The organism is Lactiplantibacillus garii, assembly GCF_003885105.1.
GTDB classification, from domain to species: Bacteria; Bacillota; Bacilli; order Lactobacillales; family Lactobacillaceae; genus Lactiplantibacillus; species Lactiplantibacillus garii.
Genome location: NZ_QWZQ01000001.1, coordinates 129847 through 149175 on the forward strand (window position 1 = coordinate 129847; position 19329 = coordinate 149175).

The 19329-nt window shown below is 47.1% G+C and carries 17 protein-coding genes; 3 read left to right on the forward strand and 14 right to left on the reverse strand.

What is annotated here, in order from left to right:
- Positions 1-8: 8 nt before the first annotated feature.
- The 7 genes from D1831_RS00650 to D1831_RS00680 all read right to left on the reverse strand — a co-directional run bounded on the left by D1831_RS00650 (position 9) and on the right by D1831_RS00680 (position 9789).
- Complete coding sequence (locus tag D1831_RS00650; RefSeq protein WP_125070674.1) at positions 9-1295, reverse strand: homoserine dehydrogenase; 1287 nt, start codon at positions 1293-1295, stop codon at positions 9-11.
- 69 nt (positions 1296-1364) lie between these two features.
- Entirely contained in the window at positions 1365-1811 is a 447-nt protein-coding gene (locus tag D1831_RS00655) for a SprT family protein (RefSeq protein ID WP_125070676.1), read from the reverse strand.
- Positions 1804-3975, reverse strand: a complete 2172-nt coding sequence (locus D1831_RS00660; protein WP_125070678.1) for a Tex family protein — start codon at positions 3973-3975, stop codon at positions 1804-1806. Before D1831_RS00660 ends, D1831_RS00655 begins: the two co-directional genes overlap by 8 nt.
- Before the next feature lie 121 nt (positions 3976-4096).
- On the reverse strand, positions 4097-4531 hold the full coding sequence (locus tag D1831_RS00665) for a hypothetical protein (RefSeq protein ID WP_125070680.1): 435 nt from the start codon (positions 4529-4531) through the stop codon (positions 4097-4099).
- Positions 4532-4588: 57 nt separating this feature from the next.
- Positions 4589-7243 carry a cation-translocating P-type ATPase gene (locus tag D1831_RS00670; protein ID WP_125070682.1) on the reverse strand — a complete coding sequence of 885 codons (2655 nt, stop codon included), beginning with the start codon at positions 7241-7243 and terminating at the stop codon, positions 4589-4591.
- Positions 7244-7481: 238 nt separating this feature from the next.
- Positions 7482-8309: an ammonia-dependent NAD(+) synthetase gene (nadE, locus tag D1831_RS00675; protein ID WP_125070684.1), complete on the reverse strand. Its 828-nt coding sequence runs from the start codon at positions 8307-8309 to the stop codon at positions 7482-7484.
- Positions 8310-8322: 13 nt separating this feature from the next.
- Positions 8323-9789, reverse strand: coding sequence for a nicotinate phosphoribosyltransferase (locus D1831_RS00680; protein ID WP_125070686.1), 1467 nt, complete (start codon positions 9787-9789; stop codon positions 8323-8325).
- Positions 9790-9946: 157 nt separating this feature from the next.
- Between D1831_RS00680 and D1831_RS00685 the strand changes: the two genes are divergently transcribed.
- Positions 9947-10681, forward strand: coding sequence for a WecB/TagA/CpsF family glycosyltransferase (locus tag D1831_RS00685; RefSeq protein WP_125070688.1), 735 nt, complete (start codon positions 9947-9949; stop codon positions 10679-10681).
- Between the two features lie 63 nt (positions 10682-10744).
- Here the strand turns inward: D1831_RS00685 and D1831_RS00690 are convergent, their stop codons facing one another.
- The 4 genes from D1831_RS00690 to proC all read right to left on the reverse strand — a co-directional run bounded on the left by D1831_RS00690 (position 10745) and on the right by proC (position 14181).
- Complete coding sequence (locus tag D1831_RS00690; RefSeq protein WP_125070690.1) at positions 10745-11242, reverse strand: hypothetical protein; 498 nt, start codon at positions 11240-11242, stop codon at positions 10745-10747.
- A 204-nt stretch (positions 11243-11446) separates the two neighbouring features.
- Complete coding sequence (locus D1831_RS00695; RefSeq protein WP_125070702.1) at positions 11447-12148, reverse strand: GntR family transcriptional regulator; 702 nt, start codon at positions 12146-12148, stop codon at positions 11447-11449.
- A gap of 25 nt (positions 12149-12173) precedes the next feature.
- The gene (nagA, locus tag D1831_RS00700; RefSeq protein ID WP_125070692.1) at positions 12174-13310 is read right to left on the reverse strand and encodes an N-acetylglucosamine-6-phosphate deacetylase; all 1137 of its coding nucleotides are present in this window, start codon (positions 13308-13310) and stop codon (positions 12174-12176) included.
- 79 nt (positions 13311-13389) lie between these two features.
- Positions 13390-14181 carry a pyrroline-5-carboxylate reductase gene (proC, locus tag D1831_RS00705; protein ID WP_125070694.1) on the reverse strand — a complete coding sequence of 264 codons (792 nt, stop codon included), beginning with the start codon at positions 14179-14181 and terminating at the stop codon, positions 13390-13392.
- 207 nt (positions 14182-14388) lie between these two features.
- Here proC and D1831_RS14335 point away from each other — a divergent pair, with 207 nt between their 5' ends.
- Positions 14389-14535: a hypothetical protein gene (locus tag D1831_RS14335; RefSeq protein WP_158610626.1), complete on the forward strand. Its 147-nt coding sequence runs from the start codon at positions 14389-14391 to the stop codon at positions 14533-14535.
- Between the two features lie 293 nt (positions 14536-14828).
- Positions 14829-15647: a nicotinamide riboside transporter PnuC gene (pnuC, locus tag D1831_RS00710; RefSeq protein ID WP_125070704.1), complete on the forward strand. Its 819-nt coding sequence runs from the start codon at positions 14829-14831 to the stop codon at positions 15645-15647.
- A 1258-nt stretch (positions 15648-16905) separates the two neighbouring features.
- Here the strand turns inward: pnuC and D1831_RS00715 are convergent.
- The 3 genes from D1831_RS00715 to D1831_RS00725 form a co-directional block, all read right to left on the reverse strand.
- Entirely contained in the window at positions 16906-17232 is a 327-nt protein-coding gene (locus D1831_RS00715; RefSeq protein WP_125070696.1) for a hypothetical protein, read from the reverse strand.
- Between the two features lie 706 nt (positions 17233-17938).
- Complete coding sequence (locus D1831_RS00720) at positions 17939-18298, reverse strand: DNA replication protein (protein WP_225422737.1); 360 nt, start codon at positions 18296-18298, stop codon at positions 17939-17941.
- A 107-nt stretch (positions 18299-18405) separates the two neighbouring features.
- Positions 18406-18804: a hypothetical protein gene (locus tag D1831_RS00725; RefSeq protein ID WP_125070700.1), complete on the reverse strand. Its 399-nt coding sequence runs from the start codon at positions 18802-18804 to the stop codon at positions 18406-18408.
- Positions 18805-19329 lie beyond the last annotated feature (525 nt).

A 19329-nucleotide genomic window follows, 5' to 3' on the forward strand; every position in this document is an offset into this window, starting at 1 on the left:
TTACTCACCTACGCATTCTTCAAAACTTTATAACTAGCCAATAGTCGCATGTTATCCTGCTCACCAATGGCCGCCGTGATCTCCGCTAACTGCTGGTCGTTCATTGCATGGGTAATGATGACGACACGCGCGTTACCGTCACTGAGCTGGTTTTGAATGATCCGACTAAATGAAACCTCCGCCTTCGTCATAATGGCGGTCAGCTTCATCATCATCCCGGGAACGTCCCGCATTTTTAGCGCGATGAAGTGTGGATAAACCACGTCTTCCGGTGCCGCCAAAACGGTCTCCTGCCGGTACGAATTAAAAGTGTTACCGGTCGTATTCAGGGCGATGTTCTTGGCAACGGTCGTAATGTCACTCAGCACACTGTTGGCGGTAGGTAATTCTCCGGCACCCGGCCCGTAAAACATCGTATCCCCCACGGCCGTCCCGGTCACCATCACGGCGTTGTTTTCATTTTGGACCGTGGCGAGCGGGTGTTGATCTGAAACAAGAACGGGTCCCACCGAAACGGCGATGCGGTCATCCACTTCTTCAGCAATTCCTAATAACTTAATGGTGTAACCAAGCTGGTTGGCCTCACTGATGTCTTCGGGACTAATGTTGGTAATCCCCTGAACCTGCACGTGGTCCATTGATAAACTCATTCCGAACGCAAACTGGGTCAAAATAATCATTTTATAGGCCGCGTCCAAACCCTCAACGTCGTTCGTCGGGTCACTTTCAGCAAAACCCAAGTCCTGCGCCGAACTGAGGGCCTGTTCGTACGACCATTTCTTTGTCAGCATCTGGGTCATAATGTAGTTCGTCGTTCCGTTGACGATTCCCATGACCCGTTGAATCTTGTCAGCCGCAAAACTGTTATCAATGGTCCGTAAAATTGGGATCCCGCCGGCCACGCTGGCTTCGTAAAACAGGTCACGGTGGTTTTCACGCGCAATCTGAACGAGTTCGCGACCGTACTGGGCAATTAAGTCCTTATTCGCCGTAACCACGTGTTTGCCGGCTTGCAGGGCCCGGGTAATGTATTCCTTGGCCGGGTGAATCGAGCCCATCACTTCCACCATGATTTGAATGGACGGGTCGTCAATCAACGTCTCAATTTGGTCGGTCAGCTGCACGTCCCCTAAATCAACTTGGTCGTGCTTTTTTAAGTTGTGGACAACCACGCAAGCCAGCTCCAGCTTGCGGCCGGTGATTTCAGAGATTTTTTCCTGGTGCGCTTGTAACATCTTAACAACGCCGGTACCGACTGTCCCCAGTCCGACTATCCCAATTTTAATCGTTTCCATGCTAAACCCTCCATTAATCTTAATAGTTAAGCCCATTCTATCGGAAGCCCGGGCGTTAAGCAATCCCTTTCAAACTAATTTGATGGGACCCCGACAACGACCGCACGTATAACGACTAGTATCCATCCGCCGTTTGCGCCGGTAAAGCTGGCCACAACGTTGGCACTGGTACGTATACCGGTACGCCTGAACAACCTTCTCCTTTGGCGTTGGCGCGTACCGTGAACCCTTAACCGCCGCTAACAATTGCTTGAAATCACGGTCCCGGTGCTGATAGCCGCGGTGTGCTAAGTGCAAATGGTAGTGGCACAGTTCATGCTTGATGACCCCGACCAGCGTCGCTTCCCCGAAATCCGTTAACATCTTGGGATTAATATCGATGTCGTGGCTTGCTAGCTGGTAACGGCCACCGGTGGAACGTAAGCGCCGGTTAAAATAAGCTCGGTGGCGAAACGGTTGGTGAAATGCCCGTTGTGAGATTTCCATAACCAGCTGTTGGAGTTCAGCGTCAGTCATCGCTCGGTGCCACCATCGTCAGGGCAATTCGTTGCCGTTGTTCGTCAACACTTTCGACCCAAACGGTCACGATGTCGCCGACCGCTACGGCCTGACGGGGATCCTTCAAGAATTTATTGGTCAGCTTCGAAACGTGGACCAAACCATCCTGCTTCACGCCGATATCCACGAAAGCGCCGAAATCGACAACGTTGCGGACGGTCCCCTGTAATTGCATCCCCGGCTTCAAATCACTCATTTTTAAAACGTCTTGACGCAGTAACGGGGCCGGCATGGTATCCCGCACGTCACGCCCGGGTTTTTGCAACCCACTCACGATATCCTTTAAGGTCAGCACGCCCACTCCGGTCGTTTCGGCTAACTGCTTTAAATTTAACTGACTTAATTTCTGTGCCTTAGCCGTTCCAACGTCGGTCGGTTGTAACCCAGCCGCTTTTAGTAAAGCTTTGGCTGCCGGGTAACTTTCCGGGTGAATGTCGGTGTTGTCAAAGACGTTTTTTCCATCAATGATCCGTAAGAAACCGACCGCCTGCTCGTAGGCCTTGGGTCCCAAGCGGGGAACTTTTTTTAGCTGTGGCCGACTGGCAAACTCGCCGTTTTCATTCCGGTACGCCACCACGTTATTGGCAATCGTGCTGGATAATCCCGAGATATGGGTCAATAGTTCCGAACTAGCCGTATTTAAATTGACACCAACCTGGTTAACAGCGGTTTCAATCACCGTATCCAGTTGTGTTGTCAGCGCCTTTTGCGGGACGTCGTGTTGGTACTGGCCGACCCCAACGGACTTTGGATCAATTTTGATCAGTTCGGCCAACGGGTCCTGTAACCGGCGGCCAATACTAATGGCACTCCGCTGTTCCACGTGTAAGTCGGGAAACTCTTCGCGAGCCTTTTTACTGGCCGAATAAACGGAGGCACCGGCTTCGTTGACGATGACGTAGTAAACCGGCCGGGTAATGGTTTTTAGCACCTGCGAAACGAATTCTTCGGATTCCCGGGAGGCCGTCCCGTTCCCGATGGCAATCATTTCGACGTGGTACTTTTCGATGAAGGCTTTAAATTCACCCGCGGCCGCTTCCCGCTTGGCCGTTGGCGCCGGCTTATGCGGGTAAATGACCAGTTTATCTAAAAATTTACCGTTCGCGTCCATCACGGCGAGCTTGCAGCCGGTCCGGTACGCCGGGTCAAAACCTAAAACGACCCGGCCCTTTAACGGCGCCTGCATTAACAAGTGGTACAGGTTATCACCAAAAACTTTAATTGCTTGTTGATCAGCCGCTTCACTTAGTTCGTTACGCAGTTCTCGTTCAATTGCCGGCCCGATAAACCGTTTATAAGCATCCTGGTAGGCCGCTTCAATCACGGCCACCGCCGGCCCCTGGTGCTGACCAATGAAGCGGAAGTGGCAGTAACGGTCAATGCCGGCCTGGTCAACTTGAATACCGACTCGCAGGACCTTTTCCTTTTCGCCCCGGTTTAAGGCTAATACCCGGTAGGACACCAGTTGCTTGATTGGACTGGTAAAGTCGTAATACTGTTGGTAAACGCCCTGTTCATCCAGTTCCTTTCCCTTAGGCTTCACTTTCGCCACTAACGCTCCGCGGTCCCGCGTGTAGTTGCGCACCCAGTTTCGTAGTTGGGCGTTATCGCCAAACGCTTCGGCCAAAATTTCGTGGGCACCGGCTAAAGCGGCCTCGGCGTCGACAACTTCCCGTTCCGCGCTGACAAACTGTTTAGCCCTTTTCAATACATCTTCTTGCGGAAACTTCAATAGCCACGCTGCGAGCGGCTCTAATCCGGCTTCTCTTGCAATCGTCGCCTTAGTTCGCCGTTTTTGTTTATACGGCAAGTATAAGTCTTCGACGTCCTGTAACTTTTCGGCTTTTTGAATCGCCGCCTTCAACGCCGGTGTTAACTGCTGCTGCTCATCAATTAACTTGATTACGTCGGCCTTGCGACTTTGCAAACTTGCTAGCCGGTCGTAGTTATCCTTAATTTCACGAATTTCGACTTCGTCCAGGTCACCCGTGCGCTCTTTCCGGTAACGTGCAATGAACGGCACGGTATTGCCCTCACCCATCAAGCCCAACACCGCTTTGATCTGTTGCGGTTTAAACTTGGTCAAAGTCTGATTTACTAAAGTTAAAATCTGATTATCCATTTTTTCACCCATTCTATTTGAGACTCACGCTTTCTATTATACGCGGTAGAAACCACAAAAAGGACCTGGAAAGCCAGATCCTTTTGAGGTAAAACTTGGTTGATTTTTAGAACATTCCTATTTACATCACGACGTTCATGATCCGTTGAACGTCACTCGATACGCGTTCCATTTCCGCTTCCTGGTCCTTTTCAGCTTGGTTGAACGCGGCCACGTCAATGGTTTGGTCCTCAACGTTCATACTGGCAGTCATCGCTGCACAAGCATTCGCGTACGCTTCGTAAGCCGTCAACAAGTTGCGGTGGCGTCCCATTAACCGCACGGGGACTTGGGCCTTTTTTAACTGAGCGACGTTTTGCTGGTACTGTTCGGTTCCGTCACTAAATTCCATTTGAATATCGTTAAATTCGGCGGGAACCATCTTAGCAACTTCGTCCGCGTCAATGGCCTTCCGTAGTTTTTCAAACGACGGGTTCAACTGTTCCCCCATCTTTTCCGTGCTTTCAATCACCTTAGATAGTACCGGCATGTAAGTCTGAACCGTTGCTTTTCGCATTATTAGCAACTCTTTTCTTTAATTTTTGTTATTTCCATTTTACCAGTTAACGCGTCCCTATGCTTGCCGCATGTGACGTCGTTGGAAGAACTTAACAATTTCCACGACCACCACCATTGATAAGGAGGCGACCACAACAATTCCCCACTGGTAAGCGTCTAAGTGGCTCACGTGGAATAGGCTGTTTAGGCCCGGTACCATGATTGTCACGGCTAACATGGCAAAGGCAATCAGGATCGCCCAGTTGAAGAACTTGTTTTTAAACAAGCCGACCGTAAATAACGATTCGTGAATCGACTTCGAGTTAAACGCGTGGAACAGCTGAATCAAGCCTAAAGTGGCAAAAGCCATCGTTAAAGCGTCGGCGTGGGCCATTGAAGCCGTTGCGTGAACCGGGTACGTTAATGCCAGCCAGTAAACGAGCAACGTAATTCCGCCTTCCAGTAATCCCTGGTAAATAATACTACTGAAGACCCCACCGGAGAAGAAGTTCGAGTTTCGCCCCCGTGGTTGGTGCTTCATAATGTTCTTTTCGGTCGGTTCAACACCCAGTGCGATTGCTGGCAGCGTATCAGTCACCAAGTTGATCCATAAAATGTGGACCGGGGCTAAAATCTGCCACCCCAGCATGGTCATCATAAACAGGGTCAGCACTTCCCCCAAGTTGGCGGATAACAGGTACTGAATGGCTTTTTGGATGTTAGCAAACACCTTGCGGCCCTCTTCTACGGCAACCACGATGGTGGCAAAGTTATCATCGGCCAACACCATGTCACTGGCCCCCTTAGAAACTTCGGTCCCGGTAATGCCCATCCCGATCCCGATATCGGCAGCCTTCAACGCGGGCGCGTCGTTGACCCCGTCACCGGTCATGGCCACGACCTTTCCGCGTTTTTGCCAAGCGTTCACGATTCGAACCTTGTGCTCCGGTGCGACCCGCGCGTAAACGGAATATTGGCTAACTTGCTTATCAAACTGTTCGTCACTCATGGCGTCTAATTCGGCCCCGGTAATCACGGCAGCGTCGTTGCCGGCTTCAATAATTCCTAAACGAGCGGCGATGGCTTCAGCCGTATCCCGGTGGTCCCCAGTAATCATCAGTGGGCGAATACCAGCCGACTTAGCGTCGGTCACGGCCTGTTCAACTTCCGGTCGTTCCGGATCAATCATCCCGACCATTCCGGCAAAGACCAGGTCGTTTTCTAACGTATCGGTATTGACCGTTTCCGGAATCACGTTGATCACCTTGTAAGCAAAGGCTAAGACCCGCAGCGCCTGAGTGGCTAAATCGTGGTTGGTTGCCAAAATTTGGTCGCGCACCGGTTTAGTCAACGGGCTAACGGTACCGTCCGTTTCAACCTGGGTGACCCGTTTGAGTAATTCGTCGGGAGCCCCCTTAACGGCAACTAAGAAGCGCCCGTCTTCCAACGGGTGAACCGTCGACATTAATTTTCGTTCGGAGTCAAACGGCACTTCGTTGACCCGGGGTTTGTCCGCCAATAATTGATCAACCGGATAACCTTGGTCTAAGTTATATTGAATCAGCGCGGTTTCGGTGGGGTCACCGGCTAAACCATCCGTCATGATTTTAGTATCGTTACTCAAAATCATTACCTGGGCCAAGTGGCTATCAATTGGTAATTCGGTTGTCCGGGCGTCGACGAGTTTTTGATTGACCACTAATTTTTCAACCGTCATCTTGTTTTGAGTTAACGTCCCGGTCTTATCAGAAGCAATGATGTCGGTACTACCCAACGTTTCCACGGCGGGTAACTTCCGTACCAACGCGTGGCGCTTCGCCATCCGCTGGGTTCCTAACGCTAAGGTGATGGTTACGATGGCCGGCAAGCCTTCCGGAATAGCAGCCACGGCTAATGAGATGGCCGTTAACAGCATATCAATCAAACTTTCGGAACCACGTAACATCCCGATACCAAACACGATCGCCGCAATGACCAAAATCAGGATGGTCAACGACTTCCCTAACTGGGTCAGGTTAGCCTGCAGTGGCGTGGTGGTTTCGTCGGCCGCCTCAATCATTCCGGCGATTCGCCCGACTTCGGTGTGCATTCCGGTCGCCACAACGATCCCGTTGGCCCGGCCGTAAGTCACGTTACTATTCATGTAAGCCATGTTTAAGCGGTCCCCAATTGGCAGGTCGCCGGCTTCTAGCGTGGCCGCGTTCTTTTCAACCGGCACCGATTCACCGGTCAAAGCGGATTCTTCCACCTTTAGCGAGGCACTTTCAATTAACCGTAAGTCGGCGGGCACGATGTCACCGGCTTCTAACGACACCACGTCACCGGGAACCAGTTCATCACTCTTAACGGTTTGAAGCTGGCCGTCCCGTAAAACGGTCGCGTCCGGGGCCGCCATCTCCTTTAACGCGTTGATGGCCTCTTCGGCTTTGGATTCCTGAAACACCCCGAAAATGGCGTTTAAGATCACCACCATCAGGATAATGATCGCGTCGACAACTTCACCACTAAACGCGGCGACTAGGGCGGCGACTAACAGCACGATGATCATAAAATCTTTAAACTGGGCGATAAACTTTTGCAAGATCGACGTTGTTTTTTGCTGGTTCAGCGCGTTTTTACCGTACTGCTCCAGACGTTGCTTAGCGTCAGCGGTTGCTAAACCGTGTTCGTCGGTTTTAAGTTCGGTGTAAATAGCCGACAACGGTTGTTGGTACTTCGGTTGGTTACTCATAGTAAGCTCTCCTCCTGGCATCTGAATCTCATTTTCTAAATGGTCCGGATATAGAAAATGAGACCCATGTATGCACGCAAAATGTGTGAACATACATAAGTCTCACTATTTAAGACAATACCGGATTGGCTTCTTGCTGACGATATTGCCGCGAATTTAACTCCGCTAGTTACTCCCTTATGATTATACCGTTAGTATAACGGATTCATTTAAGACTGTCTACCGATAATCGTTAAACCTATTTCCAAAAATCGTCGTAAACGTTAATGGCCGCGTGCCGCTTGTGGGCCGTCTTGCGGTACCAAGCTTCGATTTTTTCAGCCGCCGCGTCCGCAATTTGTTTACCTTCCAAGTAGTCATCAATGTCGTCATAATGCACGCCCAACGCCACTTCGTCCGGCAACGCGGGCCGGTCGTCTTCTAAGTCGGCCGTAGGAACCTTTTCGTACAAGTGCTTAGGGGCGTTTAAGAAGGCCAACATACTTTTACCCTGGCGTTTATCTAGCCGCCACAGCGGTACCACGTCGGCCCCACCATCACCGTACTTGGTGTAAAAGCCCGTTACGGCTTCCGCCGCGTGGTCGGTCCCGACGACGGCACCGTGGGTCTCACCGGCGATGCCGTATTGCACGATCATGCGTTGCCGGGCCTTGATGTTACCCTTGTTAAAATCGTGGATGGTCAGGTCGTTAGCTTCCAACGCATGCACCATTGCATCGGTTGGTGCCTTGATGTCGACCCGGTCCGTCGCGTCGGCGTGCATAAATTCAATGGCTTCCATGGCGTCCGATTCGTCGGCCTGACTACCATACGGTAACCGCACGGCGATAAATTGATAATCGTCGTCACCGGTTTCGGTCCGCATCTCGCTAATAGCCATTTGGGTGAGTTTACCAGCTAAAGTGGAATCTTGACCGCCCGAAATGCCTAATACGTACGTCTTTAAAAAGCGATTCTTCTTTAAGTACGCTTTCAAAAAATCAACACTGCGCCGAATTTCAGTTTCGGGATCAATGCTGGGCGCAACGTGTAACGTTTTAATAATTTCTGCTTGTAATGGCCGCATCGGCAAATTCCTCCTAATAGTCTTTCTTGCTTACCCAATCCCGAACGGAATTGATAATGTTCATTTTATGGTCGTAGAGCTTTTGCGACAAATCGACCGGGTAGTCTTGCGGATTTAAGTCCCGCTTGTATTCGTCCCACAGGGAGTCTAAACTCTCGTAAGCGTACTGCTTAATGGCGTCTAAACTTGGTAGCTCATAGACCTGCTTGCCATGATCATAAATGGGAACTAACACCGGACGAGCATCAAAATCACTGACCGTCTTGTTAATGTAAGTGTAACTCGGGTGGAACATGTATATAGAATCTTCGTTACGCGGGTCTTCATCATACAAGGTCACGTAATCCCCTTCGGACTTCGCATCCGCCCGTTTCGTGATTCGCCAAACCTGTTTTTGTCCCGGCGTGGAAACTTTCTCCGCGTTGTTGGACAATTTAATGGTGTCCACCATCTTATGGTGATCGTCTTCAATCGAAACCATCTTATAAACGGCCCCTAAAGCGGGTTGGTCAAACGCGGTGATCAGCTTGGTCCCAATCCCCCAGACACTAATCTTGGCGCCCTGCATCTTGAGGTTTTGGATGGTCTTTTCGTCCAAATCGTTAGAAGCGTAGATTTTAGCGTCCGGGAACCCGGCTTCATCCAGCTGTTCACGCACCCGCTTAGACAAGTAGGCCATGTCACCACTGTCGATCCGGACTCCTTGGAAATTGATCTTATTACCCATTTCCTTAGCCACTTTAATGGCACTTGGAACCCCGCTGCGTAACGTATCGTAAGTATCTACTAGAAAAACACAGTCGTGGTGGGTTTCCGCGTAAGCTTTAAAGGCTTGGTAATCATCGCGGTAAGTTTGCACTAACGCGTGGGCGTGGGTCCCGCTAATGGGGATTCCAAAAATCTTGCCGGCCCGCACGTTACTGGTGGCGTCAAAGCCCCCAATATACGCGGCCCGGGTTCCCCAGATAGCGGCGTCAAACTCCTGCGCGCGCCGGGTCCCGAATTCCAGTAGCCCGTCTTCACCGACGACCGACTTAATCCGGGCGGCTTTGGTGGCAATCAGCGTTTGGTAATTAATAATGTTTAATAACGCCGTTTCAATTAACTGACACGTCGCTAACGGCCCTTCAACTTGTAATAACGGTTCATTGTTAAAGACCAGGTCACCTTCCCTAGCCGAACGAATCGTCGCGTCAAATTTAAAATTCTTTAAATAATCCAGAAAACCGTCAGAATAACTGCCGGTTTCGCGGAGGTAGGCAATATCCGTATCCGTAAAATGTAAATTATTGATATAATTAACTACCCGTTCCAGGCCAGCAAAAATCGCATACCCATTTTGGAAGGGCATCTTACGAAAGAAGACTTCAAACACCGCGTGCTTGTTGTGGATTCCCTCTTCCCAATAGGTCTGGATCATGTTGATCTGATAAGCATCCGTATGCAAGGTTAAACTATCATCCGGATAGATTTGCGTCATGAGTTTATTTCTCCATTTCGTCATTGTAAAGATGTTTACAGTAAGTTAAGCCTATTTTAGCATTTTTTATAATGGTAATGAATGTAAGCACCCGAAAAAGTTGCAGAAATCCACGATTTACTTATACTTTAATTATGATTAGAAAGTGAGGTCGCTTATGTCAGCCCCTTTTGACACGGTTTCCATTTTAAACGTTTCGTTTATTAACACGACTAACGCCGCCTTTATTCAACAACTTCAACAAGACGTGACCGCCCACCGTAACCGGTTCGTAGTCACGGCTAACCCTGAAATTTTAATGTACGCCCGGGAACATCCCGACTACCAACGAGTTTTACAACGTGCCGACTACGTTACACCGGACGGCATTGGGGTCATCCAGGGGGCTCAAATTCTCGGGACCCCGCTCCCCGAACGGATCACCGGTTACGACACCTTACTGAAACTTCTTGAGTGGGGGAGTTTAACCCACCAGCGCATCTTCCTGCTAGGTGCCAAGCCGGCAGTTCTTAAAACGGTCGTTAATAAGATTAAACACGACTATCCCGGCGTCGTGCTGGCTGGTGCCCGCGACGGTTACTTCCAAGATGAAGCGGCGGTGGTCACTGAAATTACCGCTGCTAAACCCGACATGGTCTTTGTTGCGACTGGTTTTCCTAAACAGGAATTTTTCATTGCCAAGTACCGGGAACGTTACGCCGCCCTTTGGATGGGTGTTGGCGGTAGTTTCGACGTCTTGGCGGGTGCGGTCAAGCGGGCCCCAAAATTTTGGCAAAAACACCACGTTGAATGGCTGTACCGTTTGATCCAAGAACCCAGCCGTTATAAACGCATGTTAGTTCTTCCCCGTTATTTACGGTTAATTAAAAAGATTGCGCGCCAACAACGGTAAAATCGTCACATCGCAAAAAATAAGACTGCAAGTTCTCTGCTTTGAGAATTTGCAGTCTTATTTTTAATACCCGTATTTGAAGCCTGGGTAACGTTTATGCGTCATCTTTTTAGCAACCCGCTTACTACGGTAGTAATTCGTACTGTCCCACACGCCGGCGCCACCCGCAGTGGTCAGAACCTGGTGTTTACCAAATTTATGCAGGTTAAAGTAATCACCGGCACCAGCAGTTTGTTGCCAACCGTACGTGTGAATCCAACGGTAACCGTGAATCTTGCCCGTCTGAGTGGCGGTCCAATACTTAGCCGTCTTTCGTGCCTTTTTTCCAATGTAGACCTTGTGTTTTTTATACTTACGCAAATTTTTATTGGTCATGTGCAGTTTGTAGATCTTCTTTTTACCGTAGCCAAAGTTCGTATAAGTGTACCAAGTCCCCCGCATCCGCTTAGGTAAACGGCTATATGAATAGCCCACGCGTTTGGCCTGAACGGTCGTGTTAGCCGCCCCCATTACCAATAAAAACATGGCCGTTAATAAAACGAGCCTTAATATCTTTTTCATTTCCCAAAAACTCCCCTCTAAGTTATGGGACACTGACACCAACGCCCGAACTTCACTTGAAGACGCCAGCCCAGTTCCCCCTTAACACCCCACTTAGAATATCACATATATTATTTACATTTAGCTATATTTTAATATTTATACTAAGACTACGCAAAAAGGGCCTGCGACGTTAGTCTCAAGCCCTTAAAAAATCTTTAAGCGTTATTTTTCGAGGTAAAACTCAAACCGGTTACCGACGTATTGTGTTCGAACGTACTCAAACGGTTCACCCGTTTGTAAGTAAGAAATTTGACGCAACCGTAGCAGGGCGTCCCCCCGACGAACGGAAAGAAATTCGGCAATCCGTTCCGACGCCGACATGGCCGACACCGTTTGCTGCGCTTTCCCCGGTACAAACCCGGCCTTTTCTTCCAACGTCCGGTACAACGAACTGGTAATTTCGTCCTTAGTGAATTGTTGGACGAGCCGTTCTGGTACGGTCGCCACTTCAAAACAAATCGGGACATCATCCCCGTAACGAATTCGCTCCATCCGTAAAACTTGCTCGTTAGGTTTTAGGGCTAACTTTTCGCTCTCGGATAACGACGGACTCGTCACGTGGTACGAGATGGTTTTACTAGAGGGAACCTTCCCCTGAGCTAACATTAGGTCGGTAAAACTGGTGACGCCGGACATCTTTTCTTGAACCTTTTGATTGGCCACGAACGTGCCGGCTCCGACCCGCCGCTCTAAGATTCCTTCATCAACCAAGGTTTGAATCGCTTGGCGAAGCGTCATGCGACTCACATCAAACTGACCAGCCAGCTCACGCTCGGACGGAATCCGGTCACCAACGGCCCACCGTCCAGCCTCAATGGCTTGCTTAATTTGGTTGTGAATTTGAATATAGATTGGCGAACTCATGGTACTCATCCCTTACTTCATAAATTTATTTCGTTGCTTTTTGGCCGTAACTATAAGTTGCGACTAAGTTTTGATTAGCATCCAAGACGTTAATATCAGCGTCTTTCCCGGCTTCCAAGGAGCCTTTCTGGGTCAAACCGAATTCACGGGCTTGGTTTACGGAAGACATCTTAACGGCTTCCGCAATACCACAGCCGGTGAACTTTTGAACGTTCTTGAAGGCGTTAATATAAGTTAACACAGAGCCGGCTAAGTTACCAGCTTCAAGGCGGGCTTGGCCGTCCTTAACGATCACTTTTTGGCCACCTAACTCACTCACACCATCGGGTTCACCCTTGGCACGCATGGAGTCGGTAACTAATTCGATTCGGTCGGCACCCTTTTGTTCGTAAGCCAATTTGATCATGTCAGGCACGATGTGGAAACCATCACAGATCAATTCACAGTACATGTTATTTTCAAGCATGGCGTGACCCGTAACCCCGGGTTCGCGGTGCTTAAATTCACGTTGAGCGTTGTATAAGTGGGTAACGTGAGTGGCTTTACTTGCTAATAATTGTTCACGAGTTGCGTTACTGTGACCTACTGAAGGAACGATGCCGTTTTCAAGGCAATACTTTTCGAAGTCCCGCGAACCAGGATCTTCCGGTGCGTAAGTAATTAACTTAACCCGGCCGCCGGATAACTTATTCCAGTTGTCCAGTAATTCCACGTTAGGATTCTTAATGTACTTTTCAGGTTGAGCACCCTTAAAAGTTGCTGAAATAAATGGGCCTTCCAAGTGAACCCCTTGGATCACTGGGTTTTCTTGGGCCGCCTTGTTGATTCCTTCCATCGAGTGATTCAAGTTTTCGTTGGATTGGGTCATGGTCGTACAGAAGTATGACGTAATCCCTTCACGGGCCACCATGTCATTGACCATTTCGTTAATTTCAGCTGGATTTCCATCCATTGAATCAAAACTATAACCACCATGGCTATGAACATCAATAAAGCCCGGCACAATCGTCTTGCCACTCACAAATTCGATATCGTCGTCGGGTTGGGCAACGTATTCGTCCATTGGACCAACCGCTTCAATTTCCTTACCAAAACGAATGTAGCCGTCATCGATCTTTTCCAGACCGGTATAGATGATGGCATGTTTTAACACTTTGCTCATGAACAATTCCTCCTTGGATTTACTGATTATATTATAATCGGTATAGACCAAACTTGCAACCGCTAGCACCAAGTAATTTTTATTCACCTAATTCTTTTGCAATCGTTGCGTCAATCCCCTTGACTACCGAAGTCATGAAACCAGCTTCTTCCATTGCCAGCAAGCCGGCCACCGTGGTCCCACCCGGAGAAGACACCTGGTCGATCAGGTCAAACGGAATTTTATCTGACTTCAAGACCATTTCGGCACTGCCCAACGTCGCCTGAGCCGCAATTTTAGTCGCAGCAGCTTTGCTTAAGCCGTGTTTAACGCCGGCCCGCGCCATGGCATCGATGAAAAAGTACACGTAAGCCGGTGAGCTCCCGGCTAGCGCGGAGAAGGTGCTAAAATCTTTTTCGGCGACTTCGCTAGTGGCACCAATGGCGTCAAATAGTTTCTGTCCGGCCGCGTACTGTTCAGCGGTTAAAGCGGCGTTGCCAATTAGAGCGGTCATCCCGGCGCCAATTGCGACATTCACGTTCGGCATGATTCGTAGTACCGGTACATTTGGAACTACCGTCGCGTAGTCGGCTAAGTTTAAGCCGGAGACCATTGTAATAACCCACTTGCCCGTCGTTAACGCAGCTTGGACTTCCTTCAATGCGTCTAAGGCAATGTTGGGCTTAACGGCCAAAACAACCACGTCAGCAGCCTTAGCCACCGCTAAGTTGGAGTCTACTGCGTTTAACCCGTTTTGTTTTGCGTAGGGCTCGTAACTGGCCTTGTGCGCACTGTGAATATAGATGTCCTTCGGGGAAACGGCGGCTACTTTTAACCAACCATCGATGATGGCCCGCCCCATGTTACCGGCGCCAATAAATCCAATTTTCATAAGCAATTGCTCCTTTAAAATTTACAGTTAAATTTGTACCACTTCTAATTTACACTATCCTAGTCCGAAAACGAACTCAACTCCAAACTTTAAACCGGACATAATTTATCTGTTTTTTCCGTTTTCGTTAATCAAACCACCCGATTTTCTTCATACTTAGCAGTTATAATTAAACTAACACATCCTAACAGAAAGGTTGGTTTAATGATGAAAAAGCTGAAGGAAAAATTAGTCATTGCCGTTGTGGGACTCGCCATCATCGGCAGCTTAAATTGGAGTGGTAACTTTTTACAAGACCACCCTAACGTTCTAGTGGAACAAACGAAGCCAACGACCACGCGTGTCAACAGCTAGGCGTTGTTAACGTTGAATATTGCCACACTATAAATTAATTAAATAATATTAAGTGGTTACCGCAAACATCCATTTTAAACTTCCAGCACAAATGAACGCTTTAGGACCATTATCTATCACCATTAATCATCTAAATCACTAAAATAACTTTAATTATATAGTTATATGCACAATGCTCAACAGCGTTGACAATGTCTACCGGTACGCTTACCCTTACATACTAATAACGACCCGTTCCAACAGCGTTGCATCCGAACACGGCTGTCTAAAAACAATTAAGGAGATTTTTTATGATGAATAATAGTGCCAAACAGGATTCCAACGTCACAACGCAACAACTCGTGACTAACTTTAAAACCGATTTACGCGGTTTACCAGCTGCCACCAAGGCAGTTTTTAACGTCAAACGGAACGTGACCGAGTTACGCACACTCCAACCCGCAACTAAATTGATGATGAGTTTAATGTTACTCGCTAACATCGTGGGTTTTGTGCTGGGACGCGACTTCAGTGTTAACGGCTGGATTGGCCTCATTACCGGTCTTGCCGTTGTTTTAAACCTGATTCTCGTAGATCAAGGCCGGCTAACCAATTACAGCTGGGGCATCTTGGGTTGCGCCGTGTGGCTGATTATCGCCATCAATAATCGTCTAATTGGCGACATTGCTTCACAAACCTTTTACTTAATCATGCAATTCGTTGGCATCGCCGTGTGGCACCGAAAAATCAACGAACAATCCGACACTCACGAACTGGCTTCTCGTAGTTTTAGTAAACTAAGCGGTGTTTGTTGGCTGATTACCACCATTATTATTTATTTGATCGTGCTATATTTCAGTAAACGTTTAAACGGGACTCAGATTTATTTAGACGCAACTTTGTTGCCACTGGGTATCGTTGGAATGGTACTGATGGTCTATGGCTACCGCTCTCAATGGTACGCTTGGATCGCGCTAGACGTCATTAACGTCATTATTTGGTTTAACCAGCTGAAAGGCTTCAGTCCGGCTTCCGCTTCGATGTTTGCCCTTCAACTAGTCATGCTAGCAAACGGGCTCTATGGCGCCTATTTGTGGTTCTACGGACAATCTCGGGCTAGTACAAGTAACTAAGTCCACTTTGTGATCAGTCGACTGGAACGGGTCGCTAGTTCCACGTCATTTTCACCCCACCGCGTTTCTGTCGGTGGGGATTTTTTGTCGACTAGTCATACAGTTTTGGTCAAACAATTTGGATTTTTATGCACAAAAAAACAATCATCATTCCTGATGATTGTTAACCGCTTTGGTAGTTATTGGGCTAGCTGGGTTCGAACCAGCCTTGAATTAGAACGCCGGTATATCAACGCTGACGGCCTATATTAACGTTTAAAATATGTTTGTGGTGCACTTTTTGGTGCATTTCATTCTAAAAACACATAATTTCATACAAATAAACGTGCTGGCGGGCACTACATAAGTCTTTTAAAGGGATGCATCTTTAAGCATCCACTATTACCACAGCATACAACCTAATGGCGTTAAAGTAATCATCTATTTATCATATTTATACATTTTAGTCAGATATAACAAACGTAACTATGTTTACAGTTGTATTAATCACTCCGCAAAACACTTGGTAAGTTCCTTCTATATTAATGCCTTTTTATAGCCTGCCATATCTGCCCTATTGTCCGTTCCCACTTGTGGGCACGGTGTAATACTACATTAGCGGATGGCTTTTCTATTTGCCTAGATCATTCTTAAAAGCGTTGCTATATATGGCTAAAATCATTTTTCACTTGTGGTAACTAGATAAATTAGATTTTGCCTTATATAGCTGTTATAATGTATTTGCGATAAAGATTGAAACAGTGTACACACCAATACCCCCAACTACAGCCATAGTTGAGGGTATTTTTTTACGCTTATGTACTAAACGGGTGGGTTAGAGTGTTGCCTGTGATACTACTTGTGACGTCTACGGTCTAACCAGTCCGTAAACAGGGCTACAAGCGGTGCGATAAAAGCTTGAAACAATGTACTCACCTCCCCACCGTTGCGGGTGTAGTGGAGGCAACTTCTATATTATCCAGTGTTCAAGGATCAATTACAATAGCAAGTCCGCTGTGAGCATCCGTATTTTCCTTTTTTTAGGGACTACAGAATCTACAGATAGCATCCCAGCAAATTGCCTTACGAATCGGAGCGCTCCCTTTCGTGAATCGTAACGCTCCGATTGAAATAATCACATTTAATAGTAACGTTATGGCATTGCCAAGGCTTACGAATGGCGGTGCTACAGCATTGCTAACAATAATCTGTGTTGAGTTGTGTTATGTTTGAATCCGTGTTGTTTTGAAATGGATCCGTGTTTGTTTTGTAACGGCCTTTAATATAACTCATTAGCTAGCCGCCACCACTCCCGCACTGCTTGTTTTCGTAGCGTGCAATAATAACCGGCACTCACATTTAATTTAGCTTGTGCTAGCTTACGCCCGCCACCCGGTATTATGTATTCATCCCGGATCAGTTCTGCTAGTTTAGGGTTAGCAATCGCATCTACTGCCCCAGTAACTTGCTTACACCACACTTCCAGTCGCTTAATCCGTTCAGACTTTCCCACATTCAACGAATCGTTAAACGGCATTCCCGTTATTTTATGGTACAAACGGTAGTGCTGTAAGTATTCCCGCGCTTCTTTATACCACTGTTCCAAGTTAGCCACCTCAATATACAAAAAGAGAACGCTAGCCACCCCGCAAACGCTCTCTAATGTGTCACCGTCACTGGCAACGCTACAATTACTCTCAACAAGGCTATTATACCACGGGCTATACTACAACAAACTGCGCGAACTACTGTATGCACTATTTGCACGCAACCAGGTACCCCAACTAGTAGCCCAACAACTACTTAAGCAGTGACAAAATTAAAAAACATTCCTACATTTTCCAACATTTAGTTTATCCGTTTTCTCGGAAATACCTGTCCTTATCCTCTTTAGGGTGTCCGATTTGTCCGGTTTATTCAAAAAACACAGGTTTTAACAGGTTCTTACTTAAATAGTTTCAGGTTTTTGCAGGTAGTTCTAAAATTGATATGAGGTTTTATGAGGTAGTATTTTGTATTTAAAGTGCACCCTTTTATGACTTAGGCGCATCCCTTTTTATTCAGCAAAATACTGATATACCACTGTTTAAGGCTGTGCACCCTAGTGTTTGTTTCGTAAATTCGCTCTAACTAGGGGTGCACCCTAACATCTCGCATAAACGTTGCTATATCAAGCATTTCAGCAAGTGCACCAAAGTGTTGTTTCGTATTTTCTTTCTATATCAGTAAGGCACCTCAGCCGGGATGCAAAAAGGCCGTCACTTACTAACTTGTGACGGTCTTTGCTTAACATTTACTAACATTTTCCGTATTTAGGCACCCTGATTACGTTGAACATTGTCCGTTAATCGTTCAATATCCGGCTTTAAGGCCAGTTCCCAGCCATTTAAATCAGCTCGCTCAATAGCCCTGATACGGGCGTTCATAGTAGCGACTTGGCTCTTAAACGCTGAAATACCAATATTACGTTCATCTTCATTGGTAGCAATAAACATACCGGTGTTAATACCGTTCCGGTTCGCTACAATTGGTACCCCATGATCATTGATCAAGATACTAACCGCTTGGCGAACGTCCCGTACTCCTAACTGAGTAACTTTACAAATATTAGCCGTAGTCATTGGATAACCGGCGCCCCGTGGTAAGATACTCAATACTTTAAATTCATTCATTGATAACGGCATTCCGTCACTCCCATTCTTATTCAGTCATTCAATAAATACTTTTCACCAAAAATGGCGTAAAGTCTGCAACTCATGGTCCGATAATTAGTTAGCTATTATTTACTCGCTATATTGAACTCCTGATCAATGATCCTTTTCACTGAACGTTCCCTAATATTGAACCACCAATTAGTGTATTCTAAGCCGTCTGCTTTAAAGCCAGCTAATAGCATGGCTCCTTTAAAGGCTCCATTATCAACATAAAATCCAGTATGGCCAAAAATATGTTTTAGTCCGTAACTGGTACGTCCCTTATAAATACGCTGCCGCTTTTCCAATCTTTTGCACCATGCCAATAATTCGGTTTGCTGTTCATCCGTCAACAGCCAAAACGCATTAGGTGAATCATATTTATCAAAATCCGGTCGGCTACGCTCGGTATTTCCGTATAAAGAATCAATTGGCATTGGTAACTTTTTGCCGTAACACTTTATCTCTAAATCAATCTTTTTCATGATATATCTTCCTTTTACTACTACTCTCCAAAATGAAGTTAGGTTCAAAAGTGGTACCGATTAACAAAAACACACGCTCCGGCCTTACGTACCAAAGGATTAAGGCGGTACCACTTTCATTTTTCAAAGTGGTACCACTAATTTTAAATACAGTATTCTATCCCTTGTGTCCCAAGGCTTTAAGGCGGTACCACTTTTGAAAGTTAAAAGTGGTACCAAGTAGTACCGAAACTGGTACCTTTTGGCAGCGGTACTACTTTTTCCTAATTTGGTACCACTTTACTATTTCAAAAGTGGTACCGCTCTAACGCCAGCCATATCAATGGTTACAGACGTTTTTTTAAAAAAGTGGTACCACTTTCGTTTTTTAAAGTAGTACCGCCTCCATCCCCGTCATAGCAACAATTACAGTAATTTATTTCAGTTTGGTACCACTTTTAACCTCAATTTCATTTTGGGAACTATACTATTTTTTCTTTTTTACCAGGCAATTATACTTAAATCCGTGAATTGGCTCTCTCGGAT

Excerpts from the sequence above, each read along its gene's own strand:
- D1831_RS00650 (WP_125070674.1), bottom strand. The coding sequence starts at position 1,295 with ATGGAAACGATTAAAATTGGGATAGTCGGACTGGGGACAGTCGGTACC.
- D1831_RS00655 (WP_125070676.1), bottom strand. The coding sequence starts at position 1,811 with ATGACTGACGCTGAACTCCAACAGCTGGTTATGGAAATCTCACAACGG.
- D1831_RS00660 (WP_125070678.1), bottom strand. The coding sequence starts at position 3,975 with ATGGATAATCAGATTTTAACTTTAGTAAATCAGACTTTGACCAAGTTT.
- D1831_RS00665 (WP_125070680.1), bottom strand. The coding sequence starts at position 4,531 with ATGCGAAAAGCAACGGTTCAGACTTACATGCCGGTACTATCTAAGGTG.
- D1831_RS00670 (WP_125070682.1), bottom strand. The coding sequence starts at position 7,243 with ATGAGTAACCAACCGAAGTACCAACAACCGTTGTCGGCTATTTACACC.
- nadE (WP_125070684.1), bottom strand. The coding sequence starts at position 8,309 with ATGCGGCCATTACAAGCAGAAATTATTAAAACGTTACACGTTGCGCCC.
- D1831_RS00680 (WP_125070686.1), bottom strand. The coding sequence starts at position 9,789 with ATGACGCAAATCTATCCGGATGATAGTTTAACCTTGCATACGGATGCT.
- D1831_RS00685 (WP_125070688.1), top strand. The coding sequence starts at position 9,947 with ATGTCAGCCCCTTTTGACACGGTTTCCATTTTAAACGTTTCGTTTATT.
- D1831_RS00690 (WP_125070690.1), bottom strand. The coding sequence starts at position 11,242 with ATGAAAAAGATATTAAGGCTCGTTTTATTAACGGCCATGTTTTTATTG.
- D1831_RS00695 (WP_125070702.1), bottom strand. The coding sequence starts at position 12,148 with ATGAGTTCGCCAATCTATATTCAAATTCACAACCAAATTAAGCAAGCC.
- nagA (WP_125070692.1), bottom strand. The coding sequence starts at position 13,310 with ATGAGCAAAGTGTTAAAACATGCCATCATCTATACCGGTCTGGAAAAG.
- proC (WP_125070694.1), bottom strand. The coding sequence starts at position 14,181 with ATGAAAATTGGATTTATTGGCGCCGGTAACATGGGGCGGGCCATCATC.
- D1831_RS14335 (WP_158610626.1), top strand. The coding sequence starts at position 14,389 with ATGAAAAAGCTGAAGGAAAAATTAGTCATTGCCGTTGTGGGACTCGCC.
- pnuC (WP_125070704.1), top strand. The coding sequence starts at position 14,829 with ATGAATAATAGTGCCAAACAGGATTCCAACGTCACAACGCAACAACTC.
- D1831_RS00720 (WP_225422737.1), bottom strand. The coding sequence starts at position 18,298 with ATGAATGAATTTAAAGTATTGAGTATCTTACCACGGGGCGCCGGTTAT.
- D1831_RS00725 (WP_125070700.1), bottom strand. The coding sequence starts at position 18,804 with ATGAAAAAGATTGATTTAGAGATAAAGTGTTACGGCAAAAAGTTACCA.